Raw genomic sequence first — 24,378 nt, 5'->3', positions numbered from 1 at the left:
CATTTCACCACTTCCTATTCATTCTTATATATGCAATAAGACTTTCCCATCCGGGTGTGAATATATATTAAATGCTGATCGTTGCAAGGATCTCTTCTTTTTGAATGAACATAGTTCTTCTAAGACTATGTCGATAAAATAAAAACAGCATAAATATCTAGTTAATCTAAATTAAAACAAGTGTGTCTATGAAGAAGCGATTTACAATTACTATGCTATTCTTCTTTGCAAGTATAAGCATAGTGCTGGCCCAGACAGTGAAGGTAACCGGAACGGTGACCTCGGGCGATGACGGAGAGCCGATTATCGGCGCTACTATCCTGGTAAAAGGAACAAGTATCGGAACAATCACCGATCTGGATGGAAATTTCTCCCTCGATGTTCCTGAGAAAAACAAAATCTTGCAAGTTTCCTATGTCGGCATGACCATGCAGGAAATTGCCGTAAAACCTCACGTAACGGTTGTTCTTCAATCCGATGTGAAACACCTGGAAGAGGTGGTCGTAACGGCAATGGGATTAAACCGTGAAAAAAAATCACTGGGTTATGCTATTCAAGAAGTAAAAGCGGACGAACTGACGAAAGCCGGTGGCGCTAACTTGACCAGTTCGTTGACCGGTAAAGTTGCCGGTGTACAGATCAACCAGTTCGGTGGTACGGTGGGAGCCTCTTCACGTATCTCTGTGCGTGGAAACTCTTCGCTGGCTGCCGATCAGCAGCCGCTTATCGTGGTGGACGGTATCCCTATTGCCAACGATACACAGCGTACGGGTGATAATGCTTATAATGGAGTAGACTACGGTTCGGGTCTGAATGATATCAACCCGGAAGATATTGAGTCGATCTCCGTGTTGAAAGGTGGTTCGGCCGCCCTCTACGGTATGCGTGCAGGTAACGGTGTTATCCTGATCACGACCAAGTCCGGTAAAAACGGTAATGGCGTGTCTGTTTCTTATGATATGAATGTGACGATGGACTTTGCTGCCAACTTCCCAAAGTTGCAAAACTCATACGGACAGGGACAAAACGGTGACGAATACCACTGGAAAAACGGTCCGCACGCTGACCTGAGCTATCAGGATTATGCAACTCAATATGGTTTCGATTATTCCAAGGGGGTAAATACCGGTTCCGACGAATCGTGGGGGCCTCGTTTGGATGTAGGGCTGAAAATCAGCCAGTACGATAGTAACGGGGAGTATACCGACTGGGTATCCCGTCCTAACAACGTGAAAGATTTCTTTCAGACCGGAGTTTCTATGAACCACATGGTTTCCGTACAGGCTAAAGGCGAAAATGTAACTACACGCGCCTCCCTTTCTTATCGCGACCAAAAAGGTACCGTACCTAATACCGACCAGAAGAAATATTCCGGCCAGGTAAATACGGATATGAAACTAAACAAATACATCTCTTTCAATCTTTCTGCCAGCTATACCCGCACAAAGAGCGACAACCTGATCGGACAGGGATACGGAAGTAACAACCCGATCAACTCGCTGGTGGCATGGAGTGGCCGACAAATCAATATGCAAACCTTGAAAGACAACTGGGATCAACGAGATGGTCAAGGCAATTATACTTATTATAACTGGATCGATGCTTATCACGTGAATCCCTATTTTACAGTAAATGTAAATACGAACAGCTTGCAGCGCGACCGTATTTTCGGTAAGTCTTCTTTGTACTACCAGCCGTTCGACTGGTTGAAGTTTGAAGGACGTATCGGTATGGATTACTATAATATGCAGACATTTGAACGTCATTATTTCGACCGTGGCGACTGGCCCGAAGGCGCTTTCTACCAGCAGGCAACTAAAAATACGGAATTGAATGCCGACTTCCTTGCTTCTGTTAACAAGACATTCGGCGATTTTAACCTCAGTGGTGTGGTGGGAGCCAACTATCGCGACCTGAGTTGGGAAACTAGTAAAATCGGTGCGGATGCATTAACCGTGCGCGGTATATATACAATGGCGAATAAAAAGGGGGATGCCGTTGCGACAATGGACCATAGCCATATTCGTTCCAATTCTATTTATGCCAACGTTTCTTTGGGCTGGAGAAACCAGTTGTATCTGGATGCCAGTGCCCGTAACGACTGGAGCTCAACCATACGCGATGCGTTCTTTTATCCTTCGGTCAGCTTGAGCTGGATACCGACGGCTTCTTTCGAGAATCTGCAAAATGATGTCCTTACTTTCTGGAAACTGCGTGGAGGTATTGCACAGATCGGTTCGGCTACAAGTGCTTATCGCAACAGTTATTACTATTATGCCGAATCGGCTTCTTTCAATGGCGTGGCACAGATGTATAAGAGTTACACTTATCCTAATTACGGCCTGAAACCGGAAAGTATTACGACTTGGGAAGTAGGTACCGAAGTCGGCTTGTTTGATGACCGTTTGCATTTCGACCTGGCTTACTACCAGAAACAGACAAAAGACCAGATCCTGTCGGTTTCAACCTCCAACGTAGTCGGATTCGCTGCCATGTTGGTGAATGCCGGACGAATCGACAACAAAGGTGTCGAGCTTCAGGTAAGAGGAGATATTTTCCGCAGTAAGGGCGACGGTTTCAACTGGTCGAGCACATTGAATTTCGCGAAAGACAGAAGTAAGGTTGTGGAACTTTATAACGATCCTGAAACGGGCGAACCTTTGCTTGAATCGTATGGCATGGGTTGGACATGGGGGATCGATACCCAGGCACGTGTCGGCGAAAAATGGGGAGCCATGGTTGGTGAAGGATATGCCCGCGTAAGCGAGGAAGATGTTGCGGCCGGCAAGGCTACAGCCGACCAGATCGGTGCGATCAAACTGTATACAAACGGTACTCCGCAGAAAGAGGCTTCGAAGATTATCGGTAATGTAACGCCCGACTTCCTGATGGGATGGCGCCATGACTTCACTTATAAGAATTTCGGATTAGGCTTCCTGCTTGATTTGCGTATCGGTGGCGATATCTGGTCGCAGACTATGAGCCACTCTTATTCAGCCGGTGTGGCCAATGTAACAGCTGAAAACGGTATCCGCGAACGTGCTATCGTGGCCGGTAAGGATGTAATGACTGAAGAACGTTTCGTGATTCCCGATGCCAGCGGTAAGTTTGTGGAAAACAATTTTGAAACCGATGCATATACCTGGTTCAACTCTAACGGTAACGCTGAAACTTATGTGTTCGACGGCTCTTTCCTGAAATTGCGCGAAGCATATATTTCTTACGACGTGCCTAAATCGTTCCTGAAGAAAACCAAATATTTCAACCGTGCAACGGTTTCCCTGATCGGTACAAACCTGGCGTTGCTTTGGGTACATTCTTCCAACAAGTTGCGTCTTGATCCGGAAACGGGTGGTGTGTCCAGCGATAGCCGCGGTGTAGGTTTCGAACAGGCTTCTACTCCGAATTCACGCAGTATAGGTTTTAAATTAGGTCTGACATTTTAACTGAATAATAAACAGGGTTATGAAGAATAAATATAAAATATGGGCACTCTCGTTTGCAATGATTGCCACAGGATGTACAAGTTCGTTTGATGAAATAAATACCGATCCGGATGCTTATACCCAGGTACCGTTTACGAATATGCTGGGAAATATCATTCGGAGGACTGCCGATCAGTATGGGGGCGACTTGGATATCGCCCAGTGGGCAGGTTACGTTTCCGAAATACAGTATTTGAACGATTACAGTGGGTATATACCTTCCAACAATACGTATGGTAACCGCTGGTACCAATCATACTACGGCCATGTGCAGTTGCAGGATATCCTCGACCGTACGGAAGATGCACAGGAAGCGAATAAGAATATGCGTAATGTTTGTATCACGTTGCAGAATTACCTGATGGTGATGTGTACCGATTGTTTTGGCGATATTCCTTATTCGGAAGCGTTCAAAGGTGCTCCGGAGGCCGGAAGCGTACTGAAGACTCCTTATGATGCACAGTCGGAAATTTATCCGCAGATATTGGCAAACTTGAAAACGGCCGCTGATAGTTGGGCTGCCGGATTAGGTTCCGACGATCTGGGGGATGGTGATTTTCTGTTTAAAAAGGATGTAGCCAAATGGCAGAAGTTCTGTAACTCACTGCGTTTACGTGTAGCGATGCGTATTTCAGGTGTATATTCCGGATCGCAAGCTGTTGTTGAAGAAATATTCGGTAATCCGACAGCCTATCCTTATATTACGGAATGTGCAGATAATGCTTATTTCTGGTGGCAGGGTTCAGGTGATTATTTCGAACGTTATTACAATAACTTCCGTACACGTGATGACGATGGTATGTCGGTAATTTTTATCGATCATTTGAAGAAGAAGGAAGATCCGCGCATTGCCACATTGGCTAAGCCGGCGAAAGCAGACGGTGAATACCGTGGCTTTGAAAATGGTGCGAAGGACGCTCCGAAGTCGTTGGACGATATATCCCGTATGGGGGCTAAGTATCGTGAAGATCCGGCAGGTTTCTCTCCGTTCTACCGTGCTTGTGAAAACTATTTCATCATGGCTGAAGCCGCATTAAAAGGTTGGAAAGTCCCGATGACTGCTGCCGATGCTTATGAGAAGGCTGTTCGTCTTTCTATGGAAGATAATGATATCGATACTGCTGCTGCCGATGCTTATCTGGCAGGAAAAGGAAAATGGGACGGTTCGTATGAATGTCTGTATTTCGAATGGTGGGTAGCTTTGTTCAAGCAGAATATCGAAGCCTGGTCACTGTATCGCCGTACAGGTTATCCGACCTATATCCATACAGCCGTGGCTGCGGATGGTGTTACACCTCAGTATCCGGGTGCACGTTCTGCTTATAAAGGGATTCATAATGATGTGCCTTTCCGGTTCCCGTATCCGCAGAACCAGTATCTGTATAATGAAGCGAATGTAACTACTGCGGCAACAGGTATCCAGGATTATGTCTGGGGTAAACAGATGTGGTGGGATACCCGCACCGGCGTCAACTGATAAACTCACTTTTTTATTTAATATCATACATTATTAAAATCAACGAGTCGGTTTATTTATTAAACCATTGAAGCCAAAGCCTGAGAGAACCTAAACAAGACACATTATTTTAAAACCAGGGTGGACAGGGATGTTCGTCCTGGTTGATTTTTCTAGCCTTAAAAGAATTTGCTTATGAAAAGTACTTGCCGCGTAATATATTTCATTCTCTTTTTAGCAGTATTGAGCTGTGACAGTCAGTTTATTGATGAGGAGAATAAACTGCAACAAGAAAATATAGAGGCTCTAACTAAATCTGTCCCTATCGTTTGTGTCGATCTTTATGTTCGATGGGATGATACTGACATATATCTCGGAACAGTTTGTAACAGCGCTGCCGGAAGTGGAGGAGGTAGCTATGGTTCTATAGCAGGAGGGTATGATCCGGATGATATAATAGAGTCGCCTCCTTATACACCGGGAGGAATACCTTCAGGTGGAAATTCTCACTATAATCCATCAACGGGGAAACAAGAATATGTTTATGATAATTTGAAGCATATTTATAATATAGGTTCTACGTTGGATTTGGTACAAAAAGATAAGTTGAATAAATTGATCAGTTATTTCTTATCGACAGGTAAGAATAGAGAACTTTTTGATTATATGGTTGCTAAGAATGTAAAGATAAAGTTCCATTGTAATCCAAATGCAGAGAATATAGCTGGCTATGATCCTAATACGAAGTCTATTATTATAAAGGATTTGGATGATTTAGGGTTCATCAATTACAGGAGGAATTAGTGCATTCTGTTCAACATCAGTGCTTCTATGGGGACCAAATGCTTTTTCCAGAGACAAAAATTCAGAAGAACTGTGAGTTTGAAGCCAAGGTTTATAATGATTTGTTTTCAGCAATAAATGGAATTACAGAGAATTATATTGCGTTTGTAACAGATTCCCGATCCGAGTTTAAGGAAGAATATGGGAAATGGATTGATAGTATGATGGGTAGCCAATATGGACGTTTTACCGATACCTATGGATTCAATCGTTTGTGTGAAATGTGGATTGGATATTCCGGCACATATTCATCCTCATTTGAACCATCTTTATTATTACATTTTTATAGGAAACCTACACCTCCTGATAATAGAGTTTCTATAAATAAGTAATGAAAACAATAAGTTTCAGTATTCTAAAAACTTATTTAATATAATATCTGATTTGTAAACATAAAAATAATATAGTCATGATAAGAATAAATATTATTACTTTAATAATGCTTTTTAGCATATTCGAGTGTAAAGCTCAAGATTTTCATCTGGTTGATGAAAAAGTATCGGGAAACACTATTTTTCTTACTCCGAAAGGAAAATCAATGCCTGTTCTGAAAGCGGAGGGGCATACATGGGGGTTTGAGTATCCTTTTAAGATTGAGAATGTAAGAAATGAAGCTGTTATTTTTTTCAGAATATTTGAACCGTTAACATCTTCGGAACGTGACATATTGAGAAGAGTGTATGCGGAGATCATCTTTACAAACGAGCTAAAGATGAGTTATTACAACATTGCTATCCCTAAAGAATATCGTGATTTTTTTCTTGCTAGGGAGCAAAAGTTAGTTCAGTGGGTTGTAGAATCTTTTTCTGATATGTCAAAGGACCGGAAGGAGTTTAATATAGTGAATCCTGATACATTTGAAGGAAGCAGTTTTATGGTACATATACGCGGTTTTTATATACATGCAAGCGACTTGCTTCCGGTGACCGGGAGTAGATAGAACTCCGTAGTGGGAAAGTGCAGAACCTGATCGGTCAGATTCCGCCTTTTCTTGTCCGATGGGGAAATACTATTTTGGTAATTATTTTGGTGTTGCTGGGGTTGCCTGTTGGGTGATTGTAAAATGAAGCCGGGATAATCAATTAGCAATTGCAGGCTTATTAAGGTTTTCCTTGAATGTTACCGGAATAGTGTATTTAACTGTTTTATATTCACAGTACTGTCTTTATTCAAATGTATTTGAGTTGTTTTCATGTAACAAAAAGGTAAATATAACTTAATTCCTTTGTATCTGTTTTGTAACACGCCACCTCTACATTTGCAGCATAATTTAATAGCAAAAGAAAATAGTTATGAAAAAGAGTTTAGTGTTATTAGTTGTTTTATTGGGTACTTCATTCTCCCTGCTGCGTGCTGCGACTGTTGCCGATGGAGATAACGACAAGACAAGCAAGGCAAATGTGGAAGCTGCTCCTGTCGAAACATGGGAGTTCTATTCTGCTGTGCAGGAACCTACTGCTGAAGAACTGGCTAACGCGAACAATCATAGGTTCGGCAAAGAAGTCGGATGTTTGTACAATGCGTTTATGGATATGTATGTGGTGAAGGAAGAAGTCGTTCCGGGTGATCCTGCCCGCCGTACGGTGATCCGCAAGCCGGGTATTTATAATGCGGTCCGTTCCATCGAAAAACAGTTGAATAAGGATGTGAAAAGCAATAAGCTGACGAAGGAAGACGCGGCAGACGAGTTCGCGAATGTCCTGAAGATCGCCCTGGCTGCTATCGACTCCGATACCAACACCTTTGAAGAAGCCCTCCAGGGTAATAAAAAAGATTCCTCCCGCCTGCTGGCTATCTTCGACAACGTCAAACTGAAGAACCTCTATTAATTTACCCCCTCTTTCCCCTGATAAGTTTTGTTGATAAATAAAGTTTTAGGGCAGGTCTGTTTCCTGCCTCGAGGCTTTCTATGTACACCAATTGATTTAGATATGAAGAACAAATTTTACTTAATGATTTGCGGGCTCCTGCTCTGCACCTCCCTGGCTTTTGCCCAGTCGGTGAAAGTGACCGGTACGGTAACGGATAAGCTGGGTCCTGTGATCGGAGCTGCGGTAGTCGTGAAGAACTCTACGGTCGGTACAGTGACCGATATAGACGGTAACTACGAAATTGAAGCGCCGAAGAACGCTACCCTGATATTCTCTTTTGTCGGATACGAAACGGTGGAACGCCCGATAGGCGACCTGAAAGTGATCAATGTAGAGATGTCCGACGACGTCAAGCTGATAGACGAGGTGGTGGTAACAGCCATCGGTATCAAACAACAGAAAAAGAAACTGGGGTATACCACCCAGCAAGTGAGCACGGAAGCCCTCGAACAACCGGGGACGGTGAACGTGGGTAACGCTCTTTCCGGCCAGGTAGCCGGTCTGACCGTTAATAACCCGACAGGTATCTTCCAGGCACCGAGCTTCTCCCTGCGTGGTAAGACTCCGTTGATGGTAGTGGACGGTATTCCGGTGGAGTCCGACCTGTTCGATGTCTCTCCGGAGAATATCGAAAGCATTAACGTGCTGAAAGGTACGGCAGCAGCAGCCCTGTACGGTTCGAGAGGTAAGGACGGTGCGATCCTGATCACGACCAGGCTGGCGAAAGAAGAGGGGCTGGTGGTGACAGCCGGCATATCCAGCATGGTAACGGCCGCTTTCACCGTGTTTCCTGAGACACAGAATGAGTTCGGTTCGGGGTCGAACGGACAGTATGAGTTCTGGGACGGTGCCGACGGCGGTATCTCCGATGGCGATATGACGTGGGGACCCCGTTTCGAAGGGCAGAAGATCGCCCAGTGGAACAGCCCGATCCGCGACAAGCAAACGGGTGAAGAGATTTCCTGGTGGGGCGATGTCGCCGGTTCTATCTACAATGACCGTACGCGCTACGAACGTGTACCGATCACCTGGGAAGCACACGACAACCTGAAGGATTTCCTTCGTACGGGAGTGATCACCAAGGCGACTTTCTCCGTGGCGAATAAAACAAAGAAAGCCAACTACAACTTCAACGGCGATTTTTCCAAGCAACAAGGACTGGTTCCGAATACGTCGATCTATACGGGCGGGCTGAACTTCAACAGTATGTTCAACCTGAGCAATACGGTGACCCTTTCCTCCAATCTGTCATATAATAAGGTCTATTCCCCCAACTATCCCCGCTACGGTTACGGACCGAAGAATCATATGTACACGATCCTGCTGTGGATGGGTAACGATGTGAACGGGAAGGAGCTGGCACAGCATATGTATCGTCCGGATTCGGAAGGAACACGGCAGGCGAACTATAACTATGCCTGGTATAACAATCCCTATTTTGCAGCCAATGAGCTGACACAGAAACACGACCGCAATACGGTGAACGGACAGGTGAAACTCAACTGGGACGTATTGCCCGGACTGACCCTGCAGGGACGTGCCGCCGGTCGTCTGGAAAGTACGTTCGAAGATATGAAAAGCCCGAAGTCGTACATGAACTACGGCGATTCGCGTAACGGTGACTACAAGACTTGGAACAGCGACCAGCTGGATATCAATGCGGACGCTTTGGCCACGTATACACAGGCTGTCAGCAAGGATTTCGCCTTTACAGCCAATCTCGGAACTTCTTTGTACTACCGTCAGATACGCAAGGAAACGCAGGCTACCGACGGGCTGATCGTCCCGAAAGTATATAATATGGGTAACAGCCTGAACCCGGTCAGTGCAACCAACCTGATGAACGAGAAGGCGATCGAGAGTGTCTACGGCTCTGTGAATATCGACCTGTTCGAGGCCCTTTTCTTAACATTCACCGGACGTAACGACTGGTCGTCTACGCTTTCCGCTGCCAACAATTCTTATTTCTATCCCTCTGTTTCCGGCAGTACGCTGGTGAACGAATATGTGAAGCTGCCTTCGTGGATGGATTATCTGAAGGTCAATGCCGCCTGGGCACAGGTGTCCAGCGACCTCGACCCGTATGCCCTGCAGGCAACCTATGCAAAAGGTATCCTCTATGGCAGCACGCCTTCGGTGACGTATCCCAATGCCGTGACCGACCCTTCCGGTTCAGGAACGGTGACAGCCTTGGTGAATCCGGATATCCTGCCTCAGAAGACCTCTTCCTTTGAAGTCGGCATGTCTACCTCCTTTCTCCATAACCGCCTGGGATTGGATCTGACTTACTACCGTATGCTCGACCAGAACAGCATCATCAAGCTGCCTATCTCCGAGGCATCCGGTTTCCCTTACCGCTTTGTGAACGGCAATGAATATACGACGAACGGCTTCGAGCTGATCGTGAATGCCACACCTGTACAAAAAAAGAACTTCACCTGGAATGTGTCGACCAACTGGAGCAGTAATATCCGCAAGCTGACCAAGATTTACGGTGGCCAGGATAAATTCGGCGACCTGAAGGTGGGCGACCGGGCGGATGCTATGTACGCTACCGAATGGGAAAAGACTCCGGACGGGCAGTTGATACTGGATGCTAACGGTATGCCGACCAAGAGCGCGTTTACCACCCATATCGGCAACCAGTCGCCCGACGTTCGCTACGGGCTTCAGAATGCGTTTAAGATCAAAAAGTTCACCGTCAATATCGATATAGACGGAGCGATCGGAGGCACATTGGTGTCGACTACCACCCAGAAGATGTGGTGGGGCGGGAAACATCCGAAGTCGACCATGTACCGTCAGGAAGAATACGAGAACGGCGGCAAGGCGATCTATGTGCCGGAAGGCGTAAACATCGTCAGCGGTGAGGTTACTTACGATGTGAACGGAAATATCCTGACAGATACCCGTGTATATAAAAAGAATGAAACAGCCGTTAATATCCAGACCTGGGCACAGAACTATCCCTATCGTGCCGTGGTCCGTACCAGCGAGAACGAGTTGTTCGCCAACACTTTCAACCGTTCTTATCTGAAGCTGCGCCGCGTAGCCATATCTTACGATCTGAAGAACCTTTTCGATTCGAATACGATCAAAGGATTAGACGTGACCTTGTTTGGCAACAACCTGGCAGTCTGGAAGAAGACGCCTTATCTCGACCCTGACTTCGGTGCCAGCGACTCGGACCTGCAGGACCCTTCCGCCCGTTATATCGGTATCAGCGCAACCATAAAATTATAATCCTACGATAAAGCAATGAAGAAATATCTGAAATATATAATAGCCGGGACTGCTCTGGCAGTTACCTGCAACTCGTGTATCGACCTGGAAGAGATGAATGTCGATCCGAACAACCCGACGACCACCGATCCGGCACTGCTGCTCACCGGATTATCCTTCAAAACATTCGAAGAATCGGATGCACAGGTCTGTCACGCTACCAAGCAGTTGATCCTGACTTCCGGCGAAAGTCCTTATCAGGTGTATAAATGGACACGCGGCGGCTTCGACTACTACAGCAACCTGCGCGATGTGACGAAGATGAAGGAGGAAGCGGAGAAGAACGATCAGACGGCTTATGAGGCTCTGGCTCTTTTCTTCGAAGCACATTATTACTATATGCTGACGATGAAGTTCGGCGATGTACCTTGCAGCGAAGCGTTGCAGGGCGAAACGAACGAATTGTACCAGCCCAAATACGATCCGCAGGAGACGGTACTGTCTACCGTGCTTGCCAAACTGGAAGAAGCGAATACGTTGTTGACCGACAATAACAGCATTATCAGCGGCGATATTATCTATGGAGGCGATCTGCTGAAATGGCGCCGCCTGATCAATGCCTACCGGTTGCGTATCCTGATGTCCTTGTCGAACAAACAGACCGTAGGAGGGACGGATGTGAAGTCAACCTTTGCCCGTATCTTCCTTAGTGAACCGCTGATGACCGGTGAAGCTGACAACGGCCAGCTGGTATTCCTCGATCAGCAGGACGACCGTTATCCTTATTTTAACGACAGTGACTTCGGCTCCGGACGTTATATGGATTCTACCTATGTGGCTGTCCTGGCTACCCGGAAAGATCCCCGTCTGTTCGCTTTCTGTACGCAGACCCCTGCGGCGGAAAAGGCGGGACTGGCTGTGGATGATTTCTCTTCTTATGATGGTGGCGATCCGGCGATCCCTTACAGTCTGGTCAATGATAAGGTGACGTTGGGCGGTTGTTCCAAACCCGCCACCCGTTATTACCAGCATCCGACCAACGAACCGATGATCCTGTTGGGATATACCGAGCAGCAGTTGCTTCTGGCGGAAGCGGTGGTTCGCGGCTGGATTTCCGGAGATGACAAGGCGTTCTACGAATCGGCGGTCAAGGCCTCTTTCCGCTTCTATGAGAAATATGCCTCTTCCGTAGCCCAGTATCTGGGAGAAGATGCGGCTGAGGCTTATCTGCAGGGCGACAAGGTGGCTTATGCCTCTTCGCTGACAAAAGAGCAGAAGATAGAACGCATCATCCTTCAGAAGTATATTCCTACTTTCCTGCAAGGCAGCATGTGGATGCCTTACTACGACCAGTTGCGTACGGGTTATCCTGAATTTCGCCGGGCATCCGGAGTGAGTCTGCCATACCGCTGGATGTATCCGCAGGACGAGTATAACAATAATGCCGCCGGCGTGGAGGCTGCCCTTCAGTCGCAGTTCGGAGGGAACGACAGGACATCCGACCCTCTTTGGTGGATTAAATAAAAAGAAATGGCATGAATAGAAAGGAGTTTTTACGGACATCGGGGCTTTTGCTCCCGGTGTCTTTATAAAACTATGTTTTCACCTAGATGAAACTATATTTCCTCCTCTTGATGTTTCGCCGTCAGCTGCAACCAAAGGAACAACGCTCCCGGAATCAGGATAATGGCTGCCGATGCCAATAACGCAGTGCGCAATGAATAAACATCATTCAGCCATCCGATGAACGGGGCGATGGCGGCAAACATCAGCCGGATGATAAAGTTACGGATAGACAGGACAGTCGCCCGCATCTCCGAGAAGGTCATCTGGTTGATATACCCTTTTAATATCGGCGTAGCAAACCCTCTGATCACATAGAAGACGAGCAGGATAGCCAACCCGGCATACGTCAGGTTGAACGCCAGCGCCACATAACCGCCTGCCACGAATGTCAGGATCAGTATCCCCATCTTTTTAGGCCCGAAATAACTGTCTACCCGGTCCGAGTAAAGGGCGGCGATGCCGACGGTCAGGTTCAGCACCGTCCAGATGACCCCGAACCAGGAAGTTGGAGTTTTCATATACATCAGGTAGGGTTGCACAAACCAGGCCATCGTCAGTGTTGCCGCTCCGATAATCCCCGAATACATTATATTATAGCATAGCCTCTTGTTCGTGACCAGCGAGTATTTGATGATTCGCATGATCTCCTGTACCGGGCTTTGTACTTTACTCTTGATATTGAGTTCCCGCAGGGCAAAGGCGGCAGGGATACCGCTGAAGGCGATCACCGCCTGGGCATAAAAAGGATAGCGCAGGGAATAGGCGGCCAGCAATCCGCCGAAGATACCGGCAACGGCTTCCGCAAAGTTTCCGATCATGGTGATACGTCCCTCGTAACGCAGATACAGATTCTCTTTCTTATACTGTACGGTCGTATCGTACAGCAAGGCGGAGTCTGCCCCGTTGACAAGTGTCTGTCCCGTTCCCAGCAATATTTCCGCAATGGCGAATGCGGCAAAGGTGGAGGTGAAGGAATAGCACAAATAACCGAAGAAGAAAAGAATACATCCTAGTATCAGACATTTGCGACGTCCCCAAACGTCTGCCAGATAGCCCGAAGGTATCTCTAACGCCACGGCTGCGATCGAATAAACGCTTTTCAATATAAATACATCCTGTAATCCCAACCCATGGTCTTCATAGAAGAGTACGATAATCGGCATCACCAGGGTGAACCATTTGGACAACTTAATAATGTATAGTGCAAGTATATTCCGTTTCATTTGGCTGTATCTTTTCTTAGCGTACCGCAAAGATACAATGTTTTGATTTACCCTTATTATTTATTGCCAGTTAGTAAAAAAGTTCTTACTTTGCGACAGATTTAGACTACTAACATTTAAAAGATAACAAACTGATACCATGATTTGGAATGAGACTATTGAATGTATGGACCGCGAAGAAATGCGGAAATTACAGAGTATCCGGTTGAAACGGGTTGTCGAACACGTTTACCATAACACCCCTTTCTATCGCAGGAAAATGCAGGAAATGGGTATTACCCCGGATGATATTCAATCGATTGAAGATATATCTAAGCTGCCGTTCACGGTAAAGCAGGATTTAAGAGATAATTATCCTTTCGGACTGATGGCTGTGCCGATGTCTGAAATTGTTCGTTTACATGCCTCTTCAGGTACGACAGGAAAACCGATCGTGGTTGGATATACCCGTAAGGACTTGTCTATCTGGTCGGAAGTGGTGGCACGCTGCCTGACGGCCTATGGCATTACAAAGGATGACTCTGTGCAGGTTTCCTACGGCTACGGTTTGTTTACCGGTGGACTGGGGGCTCACGGGGGAGTTGAAAATATCGGTGGAACCGTTATTCCGATGAGTAGCGGTAACACGCAGAAACAGATACAACTGATGCACGACTTCGGAGCAAAAGGGTTGGCTTGTACGCCTTCTTACGCCTTGTATCTGGCGGAAACGATCCATAGTTCCGGTATCCCTCTGGAAGAGTTCCAGTTGAGGGTAGGAGCTTTCGGAGCGGAGCCCTGGACGGAAAATATGCGTAAGGAACTGGAACAAAAGCTGAACATCAAAGCATACGATATATATGGCCTGACAGAAATCTGTGGTCCGGGTGTAGGAGGCGAATGCCAGTGCCAGAACGGTACGCACCTTTGGGAAGACCATTTCTTCCCTGAAATCGTCGATCCGGTGACTTTGCAGCCGGTAGCTCCGGGCGAACAGGGTGAACTGGTATTTACAACACTGACGAAGGAAGGTATGCCGATGATCCGTTACCGTACGCGCGACCTGACACATCTGATCTATGAAAAGTGCGAATGCGGGCGTACGGCCGTACGTATGGGTCGTATCCTCGGACGTAGCGACGATATGATGATCATCCGTGGTGTAAACGTTTTCCCGTCGCAGGTAGAGTCCGTATTGCTGGAAATGCCGGAATTCGAACCACATTACCTGATCGTGGTGGATCGTGTGAACAATACCGATACCTTCCAGATCCAGGTGGAAGTACGCCCGGATTATTATTCGGACGAAATGAATAAGATGATTGCGCTGAAGAAGAAGATCGCCGCCCGTATGCAGAGCGTGATCGGTATTCAGCCTGATATAAAGATTGTGGAACCGCGTAGCCTCGAACGCAGTCAGGGCAAGGCTAAACACGTGATCGACAATCGTAAGTTAGTTTAAACCTAAAAAAATAAAGTGCTATGTTAATTAAACAGTTATCTATCTTTCTTGAGAACAAGAAAGGCCGTTTTACGGAAGTGGCAAAGATTTTGGGTGAAGCGGGAGTGAACATGTCGGCCTTTACGGTGGCGGAGAATTCTGATTTCGGTATCTTGCGTCTGATCGTGTCGGATACGGAAAAAGCAATTCAAGTACTTCGCGAAAAATTATATGCGGTGAGTGTGGCGGATGTGGTGTGCCTGCACTGCCCCAATCAACCGGGTGCGCTGGCTAAGGCGATGGAAATCATTACTTCGGCCGGTATTTTTGTTGAATATATGTATGCTTTCTCTCAAGGAGATGCGGCCAATGTGATCATTCGTCCCGACAATGTGGAGAAGTGCGCGGAGGTTCTGAAAGCCAACAAACTGGAGCTTATTGCAGCCAGCGATTTATATAAGTTGTAAATATTAACGTTATGCGCTTCGTTATTTTGCAATAAAAAATGTAACTTTGCGCGCTAAAAGTATGTGAATGAAAAAGGTTGTATTTTTATTGATGATGATTACGGTCTTGTTATCCTCCTGCGGGGAATATAACAAGATACTGAAAAGTACGGACTATGAACTGAAGTATTCGTATGCAAAGAAGTATTTCAATGCAAAGCAATATAACAAGTCCGCTACCCTGTTGGATGAACTGGTTACAATCTTTAAAGGAACTGCTTACGCCGAAGAATCCCTGTACCTGCTGGCCCAGAGCTATTACGGACAGAAAGATTACCAGACGGCTTCGCAATACTTTAATACGTATTACACCACCTATCCGAAGGGCGAATACACTGAGTTAGCCCGTTATTATTCAGGATATGGCTTGTATCTGGACTCACCCGATCCGCGGTTGGACCAGACACAGACGTATGAAGCTATCAACCAGTTGCAGCTCTATCTGGAGTATTATCCGCAGAGCGAACGTGCAGCCGAAGCCCAGAAGATCATGTTCGAATTGCAGGAAAAACTGGCTTACAAGGAACTGTTGGCTGTAAGGCTGTATTTTAACCTGGGTACTTACATGCGCGACAATAACTATTTGTCTGCCGTGATTACCGCTGAGAACGCATTGAAGAACTATCCTTACTCGAAATACCGGGAAGAGTTTATGTTCTACGTATTGCGTGCGAAGTATGAACAGGCTATCGCCAGTGTGGAAGAAAAATTGCAGGGTCGTTATCGTGAGGTGGTAGACGAATACTACACCTACATAAACGAATATCCGGAAGGCCAATACGTAAAACAGGCGCAGAAGTATTACGATTATGCCAGCAAGAGAATAACAGATGTGTATTAACGATATTATTTAATCAATAAAGCAAAGATGGATTACAGAAAGTCTAACGCCCCTTCGAATACGGTTACCCGTGACATGATGAAGTTATCGGCCGACACGGGTAATGTGTATGAAACAGTTATGATCATTGGTAAACGGGCTAACCAGATTAGTGTTGAAATGAAGCAGGATCTGGAAAAGAAGCTTCAGGAGTTTGCTTCTTATAATGATAATCTGGAAGAAGTTTTCGAAAACAGAGAACAGATCGAGATTTCACGTTATTATGAAAAGCTTCCGAAGTCGACATTGATTGCCGCTCAGGAGTATGAAGAAGGTAAGGTTTATTATAAGAACCCTGCTAAGGAAAAGAATAACTTTTAACGAGTTGACGGTTGACAAGTAACGGTTGACAGTGAAATGTTCCAAATATAATGGGCAATTGTAATTAATAAAAATGCAATTGTCCATTTTTATTAGCTTAATTACTGTCTGTCTTTACTTGTCAATTGTCAACGGTCAACTTTAAAAATTATGTTACAGAGAATACAAACAGTTTACTTGCTAATTATCGTGGCCTTGATGGTCGCTACGTTATTTCTACCGCTAGCCATGTTTCAGGCCGGTGACCAGTTTTACTCTTTCGATGCAACCGGTATCAGTACGATCGCAGAACAACCGGAACTGATCTATCCTACGTGGGGGCTTTTCGCCCTGACAGCGGTGATCTCTATCCTGTCCCTGATCACGATCTTCTTGTTCAAGAAAAGAATGCTTCAGATCCGCCTCTGTATCTTCAACGGGATATTGATGCTGGGTTTCTACGGTTTGTTTGCCTTTTTTGCATGGATATTGAAAGACCAGTTGAGCGGTGCCGTACTGAGTGTAAAGATCGCTCTCTCTTTCCCTTTGATCTGCCTGATCCTCGATTACTTGGCAATCCGTAATATCGGTGCCGATGAAGCACTGGTTCGTTCGCTCGACCGGTTGAGATAAATATGAGATATCACCTTTAAGGTGGCATAAATACATCAAACGCAGTCATGTTATTTTATAACGTGGCTGCGTTTTTTTATTTGTTAACGTAGCTTCGATTTAACCATAGAAATGTCATTGAATATTCCTGGGTACGCTGTATGGCTTGTTCGGTAAGAGATTTATTTAAAAACGAACATTCTTTATACGATATTGGATATTGAATAGTGGCTATATAGCTTCTTTTGCTGTGTGAAATAAATAAAAAATTGCCTATGATTTAAAAAAGAGAACACAGCGATGAAAGGGTATAACCGCCCTTGAGATCTAATCAGAGTTAATAAAGAATTATTCAGGAAAAAACTTAAAGAAAAAATGACATTAAACATGAAGAGAGAGAATTTCCGGGGAATGAAAAACTGGAATGTGGCCTTTGCCCTTCTTTTTTTATTCTCTGCCGCTCCATCAAAAGCGGACACAGGAAAAGGTTCGATTGCCTTAAATCCTACTATTAAAGAAAGTGCCGGTATGCCGGTCAGCCAACAAAGTGAACGTATCATTAAAGGTGTTGTAAAAGATGCTACAGGTGAAACGGTGATTGGAGCCAACGTATCTGTTGCTGGAACCAGTATCGGGACAGTAACTGATGTGGATGGCAATTTCTCCTTAAAAGTATCGGTAGGGGCTACCCTGAAAGTTTCGTTTATCGGGTACAAAGATGTAAACGTAAAGATTACTAATCAGCAATCATTGGATATCGTTTTAGAAGACGACTCACAAGCTTTGGATGAAGTCGTTGTCGTTGGTTTCGGTTCACAAAAGAAAGTGAACTTGACAGGATCTGTATCTGTCGTCGATGCCAAAGAGCTTACTTCCCGTCCGGTTACAAACGTATCCCAGGCCTTACAAGGCTTAGTGCCGGGTATGAACTTCAGCTATGGTTCTGATGGCAATGGTGGTGAAATTGGTCAGGACATGAAAATTAATATCCGCGGCGCCGGTACTATCGGCAATGGTTCCAATGCCTCGCCATTAGTGTTGATTGACGGCATGGAAGGTGATATGAATGTCTTGAATCCGAATGACATTGAAAGTATTTCCGTTTTGAAAGATGCTGCCGCCTCCTCCATCTACGGTTCACGTGCGCCATTCGGTGTCGTTTTGATCACTACCAAGAAAGGTAAGGCAGGTAAAGTCAACATCAGTTATAACGATAATTTCCGTTGGAGCCATGCCATTAACATGCCGCAATTACCGGATTCATATACCTATGCACAATACATGAACCTGGCAGCCAGCAATACTCAAGAGGGGCCTCTTTTCCCGGCTCAGAATCTGGAACTCATGCTCGCTTATCAAAAAGGAGAAATTCCCAGCACGCAGACAACGTTTGCCAATGCGGACGGCAAGACATGGAACTGGCTGGGAAACTCAAATAATGACTGGTATGATATTTTCTTCGGAGGCACTGCTTTTTCACAGGAACATTCATTAAGTATTAATGGAGGTACTGAAAAGTTCCAGTATTACCTCTCTGGTAATTTTATGGACCAAACGGGTCTGATAAGTTTTAATCCCGATAAACTAAAAAGATACACAGTAACAGCCAAAATCAATGCAGAATTATTTCCATGGTTGCACGTGAATTACAGCACCAAATATATGCGTAAGGATTACAGCAAGCCGTCCACCATGGATAACAACCAGTATTATCACGACATGGCCAAGCGTTTTCCCTCCGAACCTATGTATGATCCGAACGGTTATGCTCAGGTTGGGTTGCTGTCACAGTTACTTTACCAGGGCAAGGATGCCAGTCAGACTGATTGGTTGTACCAGCAATTCCAGGTTGTACTGGAACCCGTTAAAGGATGGAAGGTATTCGGAGAGTTGAATTATAAGACTGTCGATGGATTCCAACACAAGGATGTATTACATCTTCCCAAATATTATGTAGATGGAACAGAATATTTTGAAGATACTAATTCTGTCGCAGAATATGCCGAAAGAACAAATTTCTTTAATCCGAACGTTTATTCTGATTTTATGAAATCACTGGAAGGCGGCCATAATTTTAAGGTCATGGTGGGTTTTCAGGCCGAACTGAATAAATGGCGTAAACTGGGTGCCAGCCGTACAGACCTCATCACAGAGAAAGTTCCCGATTTGAATACGGCCACAGGACCTGATAAAATTGAAATTGATAAGGATGCAGGTGACAAAAATCATTGGGCAACAGCCGGTTTCTTCGGACGATTGAACTATGATTATAAAGAACGTTACCTGGTAGAGTTCAACATGCGTTATGACGGCACCTCCCGCTTTGCCGCCGACAAGCGTTGGAACTGGTTCCCTTCAGTATCGGCCGGCTGGAACGTGGCACGTGAGGAATTTATGGAACCGCTGGAAAACACGATCAACACATTAAAGATACGTGGTTCATGGGGTGAACTTGGCAACCAAAATACCAAAGCGCTTTATCCCTATATCCAGACAATGCCATTTGTTGCTAATGATAGCAAAAGCCACTGGCTGTTAAGCAATAGCAAATTTGAGAACACAGCCGCTTCACCCGAATTGATTTCAGCGCTTTTGGGTTGGGAAACCATGCGTTCATGGAATATCGGTTTCGACCTGGGGATGTTTAATAATCGTTTCAACATGAGCTTTGATTGGTTCAACAGAAAGACTGTAAATATGGTAGGGCCAGCTCCCACTTTACCTGCTGTATTAGGTGCCGACGTTCCTAAAACAAATAATGCCGACTTACAATCTACCGGTTTCGAACTCGACCTTTCATGGAGAGACCGTATCGACGCAGTACAATATGGAGTACATGTGCTTCTTTCGGACGACCGGCAGAAGGTCTTAAAATATCCGAATGAAAAAGGATTGCTTTCTACATGGAGAACCGGAGAATATATGGGTGAAATCTGGGGATTCGAAACGATTGGAATTGCCAAGAACGATCAGGAAATGCAGGATCACCTGGCTTCCCTGCCCAATGGCGGACAAAGTGAAGTCGGCAAGAATTGGGCTGCCGGTGATATCATGTACAAAGACCTGGACGGAGACGGAACAATCCACAAAGGAACTACCGTAGACAATCCGGGCGACTTGAAGATTATTGGTAACAACACGCCGCGTTACAAGTTTGGCCTTGACTTGGATGCCTCATGGAAAGGCTTTGATATACGCGTATTCCTGCAAGGTGTATTGAAAAGAGACTATTATATAGATGGAAACATGATGTTCGGTGCTACCGGAAACAGGTGGCAATCCGGCTTTTTCAAAAGCCAGATGGACTTTTACCGTGACGCTGATGACTTCTGGGGCGAAAATCACGATGCCTACTTGCCGAGGCCATTGTTCAATGCACAGAACCAACAGAAACAGACTCGCTACCTACAGAATGCCGCTTACTGTCGCCTGAAGAACCTGCAAATAGGGTACACCATCCCGGCACGTTATACGCAGAAGGCCAGAATCTCTAATCTGAGAATATTCTTCTCTGCCGAGAACCTGTTTACCATAACTTCACTACCCGATGCTTTCGACCCCGAAACTTTGGGTACAGGATATGGAGCAGACTGGAATGACGGGACTTCTACAGCCAAGACACATCCGCTGTCACAGACATTTTCAACAGGACTTAGTGTTAATTTTTAATTGAATAGCAAATGAAAACATTAAATAAATACTTATTTATATTAGCAGGAGGATTGGTCGGTCTGAGTTCATGCAATGATTTCTTAGACCTTGAACCCTTGGATAAAGTTACTCCCAATAATTATTTGTGGTCCGAAGCCGACTTGGCATCTTATGCCATCAAGGGATACGACTTTCCTGCACATGAAGAAAAATATACTATCGGGAGCTGGGGCAATGATAATAACACTGATAACCAGGCAACATCAGGTTACGACAACAAATGGTTGCCAGGGCAATGGAAAGTTCCTGAATCCATCAAAGAAGATGATGATCCATGGAATTTCAAGAAAATAAGAAATGCCAACTATTTCATAGAGACTGTAATGCCGCGTTATAATTCCAAGAGCATACAAGGTGACGACAATAACATCAGGCATTACATTGGCGAAGTATACTTGCAGCGAGCATGGAATTATTTCTCCAAATTACAAAAATTAGGGGATTTTCCCATTATCAAAAATACATTAATAGATGAAGAAGGGGAATTAATAGAAGCCAGTAAACGCAGTCCTCGTAATGAAGTCGCACACTTCATCATCAATGATTTGGACTCTGCCCTGATGCTTTTGAGTAATACGGCTCCGTCGGGAGGGAAAAACAGGATTACCCGTAATGTAGCCTTATTGATCAAATCAAGAGTCGCTTTGTTTGAAGCAAGCTGGCTGACCTACCATAAAGGTACGGCTTTAGTCCCCGGAGGCCCCGGATGGCCCGGTGGCGAATACACAGGCGCAAACCTGGATAATGAGATCGCTTTCTTCCTGAAGGAATGTAAAGCGGCATCCAAAGAGCTTGCAGACCAGGGATTGTTGGCACAAAATACCGATAAAACAGGTGTCAATCTGTCAGATACGACTAACCGTGGCATGAGCAATCCTTATTTCGCACAGTTTGCTTTGGAAGATATGAATTCGGCTCCCGAAATACTTTTGTGGAAACGGTATAGCTTCACATTAGGTGTAAAACATGGTGCCACTTCTTATATATTAACCGGAGGTAACACCGGATTCACCCGTCAATATGTGGAAACATTCTTATGTAGAGACGGCTTGCCTATTTACGCTTCTCCCTTGTATAAAGGCGACAAATCCGTTAAAGATGTAGAAACCGACAGGGAGTCGCGCCTTAACCTCTTTATGATGCGTCCTTACGAACATCTGGACAAACAAACAAATGAAGCCGGAGAATATAATGGACTTTCGTGGCCTTATGCTCCTACCATCATTGACAACCCGGAAGTAAGAGCTGTTACAGGTTATGGCCTGCGCAAAGGTCTGGCAGCTGATACTTACTATACTAGCGGCGATCAAAGATCTGTAGAAGGCTCACCTATTTTCCGGGCTGCCGAAGCATATTTGAACTATATCGAGGCTGATTGCATGGAAAAGGGAGGGAACAGCATATCTGCTGAATCCGAAGCCTATTGGAATGCCATTCGTGACAGGGCTAATTTACCGGATTATCGTATTACACTGAATGCCACAAAACTGGATAAGGAGTCTGATTGGGGTGTATACTCTGCAGGAAGACAAGTATCTGCGTTACTATATTGCATCCGCCGCGAACGCCGTTGCGAAATGATAGAAGAAGGTCTGCGTATGATGGACCTGAGACGTTGGAGAGCCCTGGATCAAGTTAATGGTTTTCAGGTGGAAGGCGTAAACCTTTGGGGATCAGATTTGAAAGACGCATATCCCAAATTGGATAAGGATAAAAAGCCCACAGGTGAAAGTTTGCTTATTCCTGAAGGGCAACCGAATGCAAATGTTTCCAACCTTGCAAACAGCGGCGAATATTTACGTCCTTACAGGGTCATCAGTCAAGGCAACAATCTTATGTGGGACGGATATAAATGGTGTGAAGCACACTATCTTGATCCGATTGCACTGCATCATTTCAAATATACATCTAGCGACCCTAACGATTTGGGATCTTCTGTGATTTACCAAAACCCGGGATGGCCGTTAACCTCATCGGGAGCCATAGGCTACTAGCATAAAACTATAATTGATGTGTGGGAAGGTTCCCCTCTGTGAAAGAGGGGGCCTTTGGTTCATATCTTTTGATTTTATGTTGTGTATTCAACTAAATATATCTGGTAATAATTTAAAATTTAAGCATTATGAAAAAGACAAAAGTTGTTATGTTGTTGCTTTCCTTCTTTGTATGCGGTATGTGTTTTGCTGCTCCGCAGAATAAGGCAGAGGCAATTGCTGGTAATAATCTCAGTGTGACGAGTACGACTTATAAAGTGAATTTTTTAGAGATATCTACAACTGGATTAGATGTCTCAGTAGCAGGGCCTTTTTATGATGCCACGTATACAGATGATACCGGTACGCATAATTTTAATCATGATGGAATTGCAGATGTAGGGGCTAATGGAGTTGTATCGTTTTCTACCTATTCATATTCTAGTCAGACGGTTGTTCAAATTCTTGTCGATAATGGTCGTGTAACTTATGTGCTTGGTACCTCTGGCGGAACTTATACACTTCCTCCGATTACCTCGAATACAACAATTACTATCATTTATCAATTAGGTAGTGGAGTAAATTGATTTGATCTCTGTTGATGGCATACATTCTTATGATGTTAATCCCAATGTCATGCAAGAATGGCTTCTCATTTCGAAATACGATGTATTTTAAGTTATAACTTTAAATTTATAAATCATGGCTATATTAATCAAAGCAATCCAGCGTGCTAATCCCAGGGATAAAGACGCACCGAAGAAATGGTATGCCGTTCAGAACTCTACCGGGTTGGTTCCGGAAACGAAGGTGGCTGAACTTATTGCCGACGAGACGACTCTGAATCCGTCGGAAGCGTTGATGTCTATCCGTCAGCTTCGGAAAATAATCCAACGTTTGATGGCAGACGGACATAGTGTGAAACTCGGTGATTGGGGTACATTTTATCCTTCCCTTAATAGTAGCGGAAAGGTGAAGAAAGAAGATTTGAAGGCTACGGATATTAATTGTGTAAATATTAATTTTCAGCCCGGAGAAGAATTAAAAGCTGCCATGCAAAAAGTCGACTTTGTATGGATTGACAAACTGGTTGAAGGTAAAACGAATGCTGGTGGTGGCTCAGGCGAAGACGACCGTCCGGTTATTGAATGATTTTTATTTTCCGAATGACAAAAGATCCCTCTCCGTCATTTGAAGTGCACCCCAAAAGTTAGACATAAAACTTTAGGGGTGCATTTTTTATGTATAGACATCACAGTTTTGAAGAGAAACTAAACATTGTAACGAAAATTCAGCATGGTATTCCTCTT

At 45.0% G+C, this 24,378-nt stretch carries 18 protein-coding genes; 17 read left to right on the top strand and 1 reads right to left on the bottom strand.

Features of this window, described 5'->3' with window-relative positions; translation table 11 throughout:
• Positions 1-188 precede the first annotated feature (188 nt).
• From M1P97_RS25690 to M1P97_RS25655, 8 genes are all read left to right on the top strand, one after another.
• The gene (locus tag M1P97_RS25690) at positions 189-3,446 is read left to right on the top strand and encodes a SusC/RagA family TonB-linked outer membrane protein (RefSeq protein ID WP_249390560.1); all 3,258 of its coding nucleotides are present in this window, start codon (positions 189-191) and stop codon (positions 3,444-3,446) included.
• A 19-nt stretch (positions 3,447-3,465) separates the two neighbouring features.
• Positions 3,466-4,962, top strand: coding sequence for a SusD/RagB family nutrient-binding outer membrane lipoprotein (locus M1P97_RS25685; protein ID WP_249390559.1), 1,497 nt, complete (start codon positions 3,466-3,468; stop codon positions 4,960-4,962).
• Between the two features lie 174 nt (positions 4,963-5,136).
• A complete protein-coding gene (locus M1P97_RS25680; protein ID WP_249390558.1) occupies positions 5,137-5,745 on the top strand; it encodes a hypothetical protein in 609 nt (202 codons plus the stop codon).
• Positions 5,746-5,783: 38 nt separating this feature from the next.
• The gene (locus M1P97_RS25675) at positions 5,784-6,116 is read left to right on the top strand and encodes a hypothetical protein (protein WP_249390557.1); all 333 of its coding nucleotides are present in this window, start codon (positions 5,784-5,786) and stop codon (positions 6,114-6,116) included.
• A gap of 77 nt (positions 6,117-6,193) precedes the next feature.
• Positions 6,194-6,724, top strand: coding sequence for a hypothetical protein (locus M1P97_RS25670; protein WP_249390556.1), 531 nt, complete (start codon positions 6,194-6,196; stop codon positions 6,722-6,724).
• Between the two features lie 352 nt (positions 6,725-7,076).
• Complete coding sequence (locus M1P97_RS25665) at positions 7,077-7,613, top strand: hypothetical protein (RefSeq protein WP_249390555.1); 537 nt, start codon at positions 7,077-7,079, stop codon at positions 7,611-7,613.
• A 102-nt stretch (positions 7,614-7,715) separates the two neighbouring features.
• The gene (locus M1P97_RS25660; RefSeq protein ID WP_249390554.1) at positions 7,716-10,898 is read left to right on the top strand and encodes a SusC/RagA family TonB-linked outer membrane protein; all 3,183 of its coding nucleotides are present in this window, start codon (positions 7,716-7,718) and stop codon (positions 10,896-10,898) included.
• Positions 10,899-10,913: 15 nt separating this feature from the next.
• Positions 10,914-12,401 (top strand): SusD/RagB family nutrient-binding outer membrane lipoprotein, encoded by a 1,488-nt coding sequence (locus M1P97_RS25655; protein ID WP_195373481.1) that lies wholly within the window; start codon positions 10,914-10,916, stop codon positions 12,399-12,401.
• 92 nt (positions 12,402-12,493) lie between these two features.
• Here M1P97_RS25655 and M1P97_RS25650 read toward each other — a convergent pair whose 3' ends face one another.
• Complete coding sequence (locus tag M1P97_RS25650) at positions 12,494-13,666, bottom strand: MFS transporter (protein ID WP_195373480.1); 1,173 nt, start codon at positions 13,664-13,666, stop codon at positions 12,494-12,496.
• A gap of 139 nt (positions 13,667-13,805) precedes the next feature.
• Here M1P97_RS25650 and M1P97_RS25645 point away from each other — a divergent pair, with 139 nt between their 5' ends.
• The 9 genes from M1P97_RS25645 (at position 13,806) to M1P97_RS25605 (ending at position 24,220) form a co-directional block, all read left to right on the top strand.
• Complete coding sequence (locus M1P97_RS25645) at positions 13,806-15,107, top strand: phenylacetate--CoA ligase family protein (protein ID WP_075557163.1); 1,302 nt, start codon at positions 13,806-13,808, stop codon at positions 15,105-15,107.
• A 20-nt stretch (positions 15,108-15,127) separates the two neighbouring features.
• The gene (locus M1P97_RS25640) at positions 15,128-15,553 is read left to right on the top strand and encodes an amino acid-binding protein (protein WP_195373479.1); all 426 of its coding nucleotides are present in this window, start codon (positions 15,128-15,130) and stop codon (positions 15,551-15,553) included.
• Positions 15,554-15,620: 67 nt separating this feature from the next.
• Positions 15,621-16,433, top strand: coding sequence for an outer membrane protein assembly factor BamD (locus tag M1P97_RS25635; RefSeq protein WP_195373478.1), 813 nt, complete (start codon positions 15,621-15,623; stop codon positions 16,431-16,433).
• Between the two features lie 27 nt (positions 16,434-16,460).
• The gene (locus M1P97_RS25630; RefSeq protein WP_122352406.1) at positions 16,461-16,793 is read left to right on the top strand and encodes a DNA-directed RNA polymerase subunit omega; all 333 of its coding nucleotides are present in this window, start codon (positions 16,461-16,463) and stop codon (positions 16,791-16,793) included.
• A gap of 150 nt (positions 16,794-16,943) precedes the next feature.
• On the top strand, positions 16,944-17,405 hold the full coding sequence (locus tag M1P97_RS25625) for a DUF4293 domain-containing protein (protein ID WP_195373477.1): 462 nt from the start codon (positions 16,944-16,946) through the stop codon (positions 17,403-17,405).
• 366 nt (positions 17,406-17,771) lie between these two features.
• Complete coding sequence (locus M1P97_RS25620) at positions 17,772-21,053, top strand: SusC/RagA family TonB-linked outer membrane protein (RefSeq protein WP_249390553.1); 3,282 nt, start codon at positions 17,772-17,774, stop codon at positions 21,051-21,053.
• A gap of 11 nt (positions 21,054-21,064) precedes the next feature.
• Positions 21,065-23,089, top strand: a complete 2,025-nt coding sequence (locus M1P97_RS25615) for a RagB/SusD family nutrient uptake outer membrane protein (protein WP_195373475.1) — start codon at positions 21,065-21,067, stop codon at positions 23,087-23,089.
• A 128-nt stretch (positions 23,090-23,217) separates the two neighbouring features.
• On the top strand, positions 23,218-23,655 hold the full coding sequence (locus M1P97_RS25610) for a hypothetical protein (RefSeq protein ID WP_195373474.1): 438 nt from the start codon (positions 23,218-23,220) through the stop codon (positions 23,653-23,655).
• Positions 23,656-23,770: 115 nt separating this feature from the next.
• Positions 23,771-24,220 (top strand): HU family DNA-binding protein, encoded by a 450-nt coding sequence (locus M1P97_RS25605; RefSeq protein ID WP_195373473.1) that lies wholly within the window; start codon positions 23,771-23,773, stop codon positions 24,218-24,220.
• Positions 24,221-24,378: the final 158 nt, after the last annotated feature.

Origin of the sequence: Parabacteroides leei (assembly GCF_023369805.1) — a bacterium.
GTDB classification, from domain to species: domain Bacteria; phylum Bacteroidota; class Bacteroidia; order Bacteroidales; family Tannerellaceae; genus Parabacteroides; species Parabacteroides leei.
Note: the sequence above shows the minus strand (reverse complement) of the source record. Positions and strands in the feature narration are given on the sequence as shown.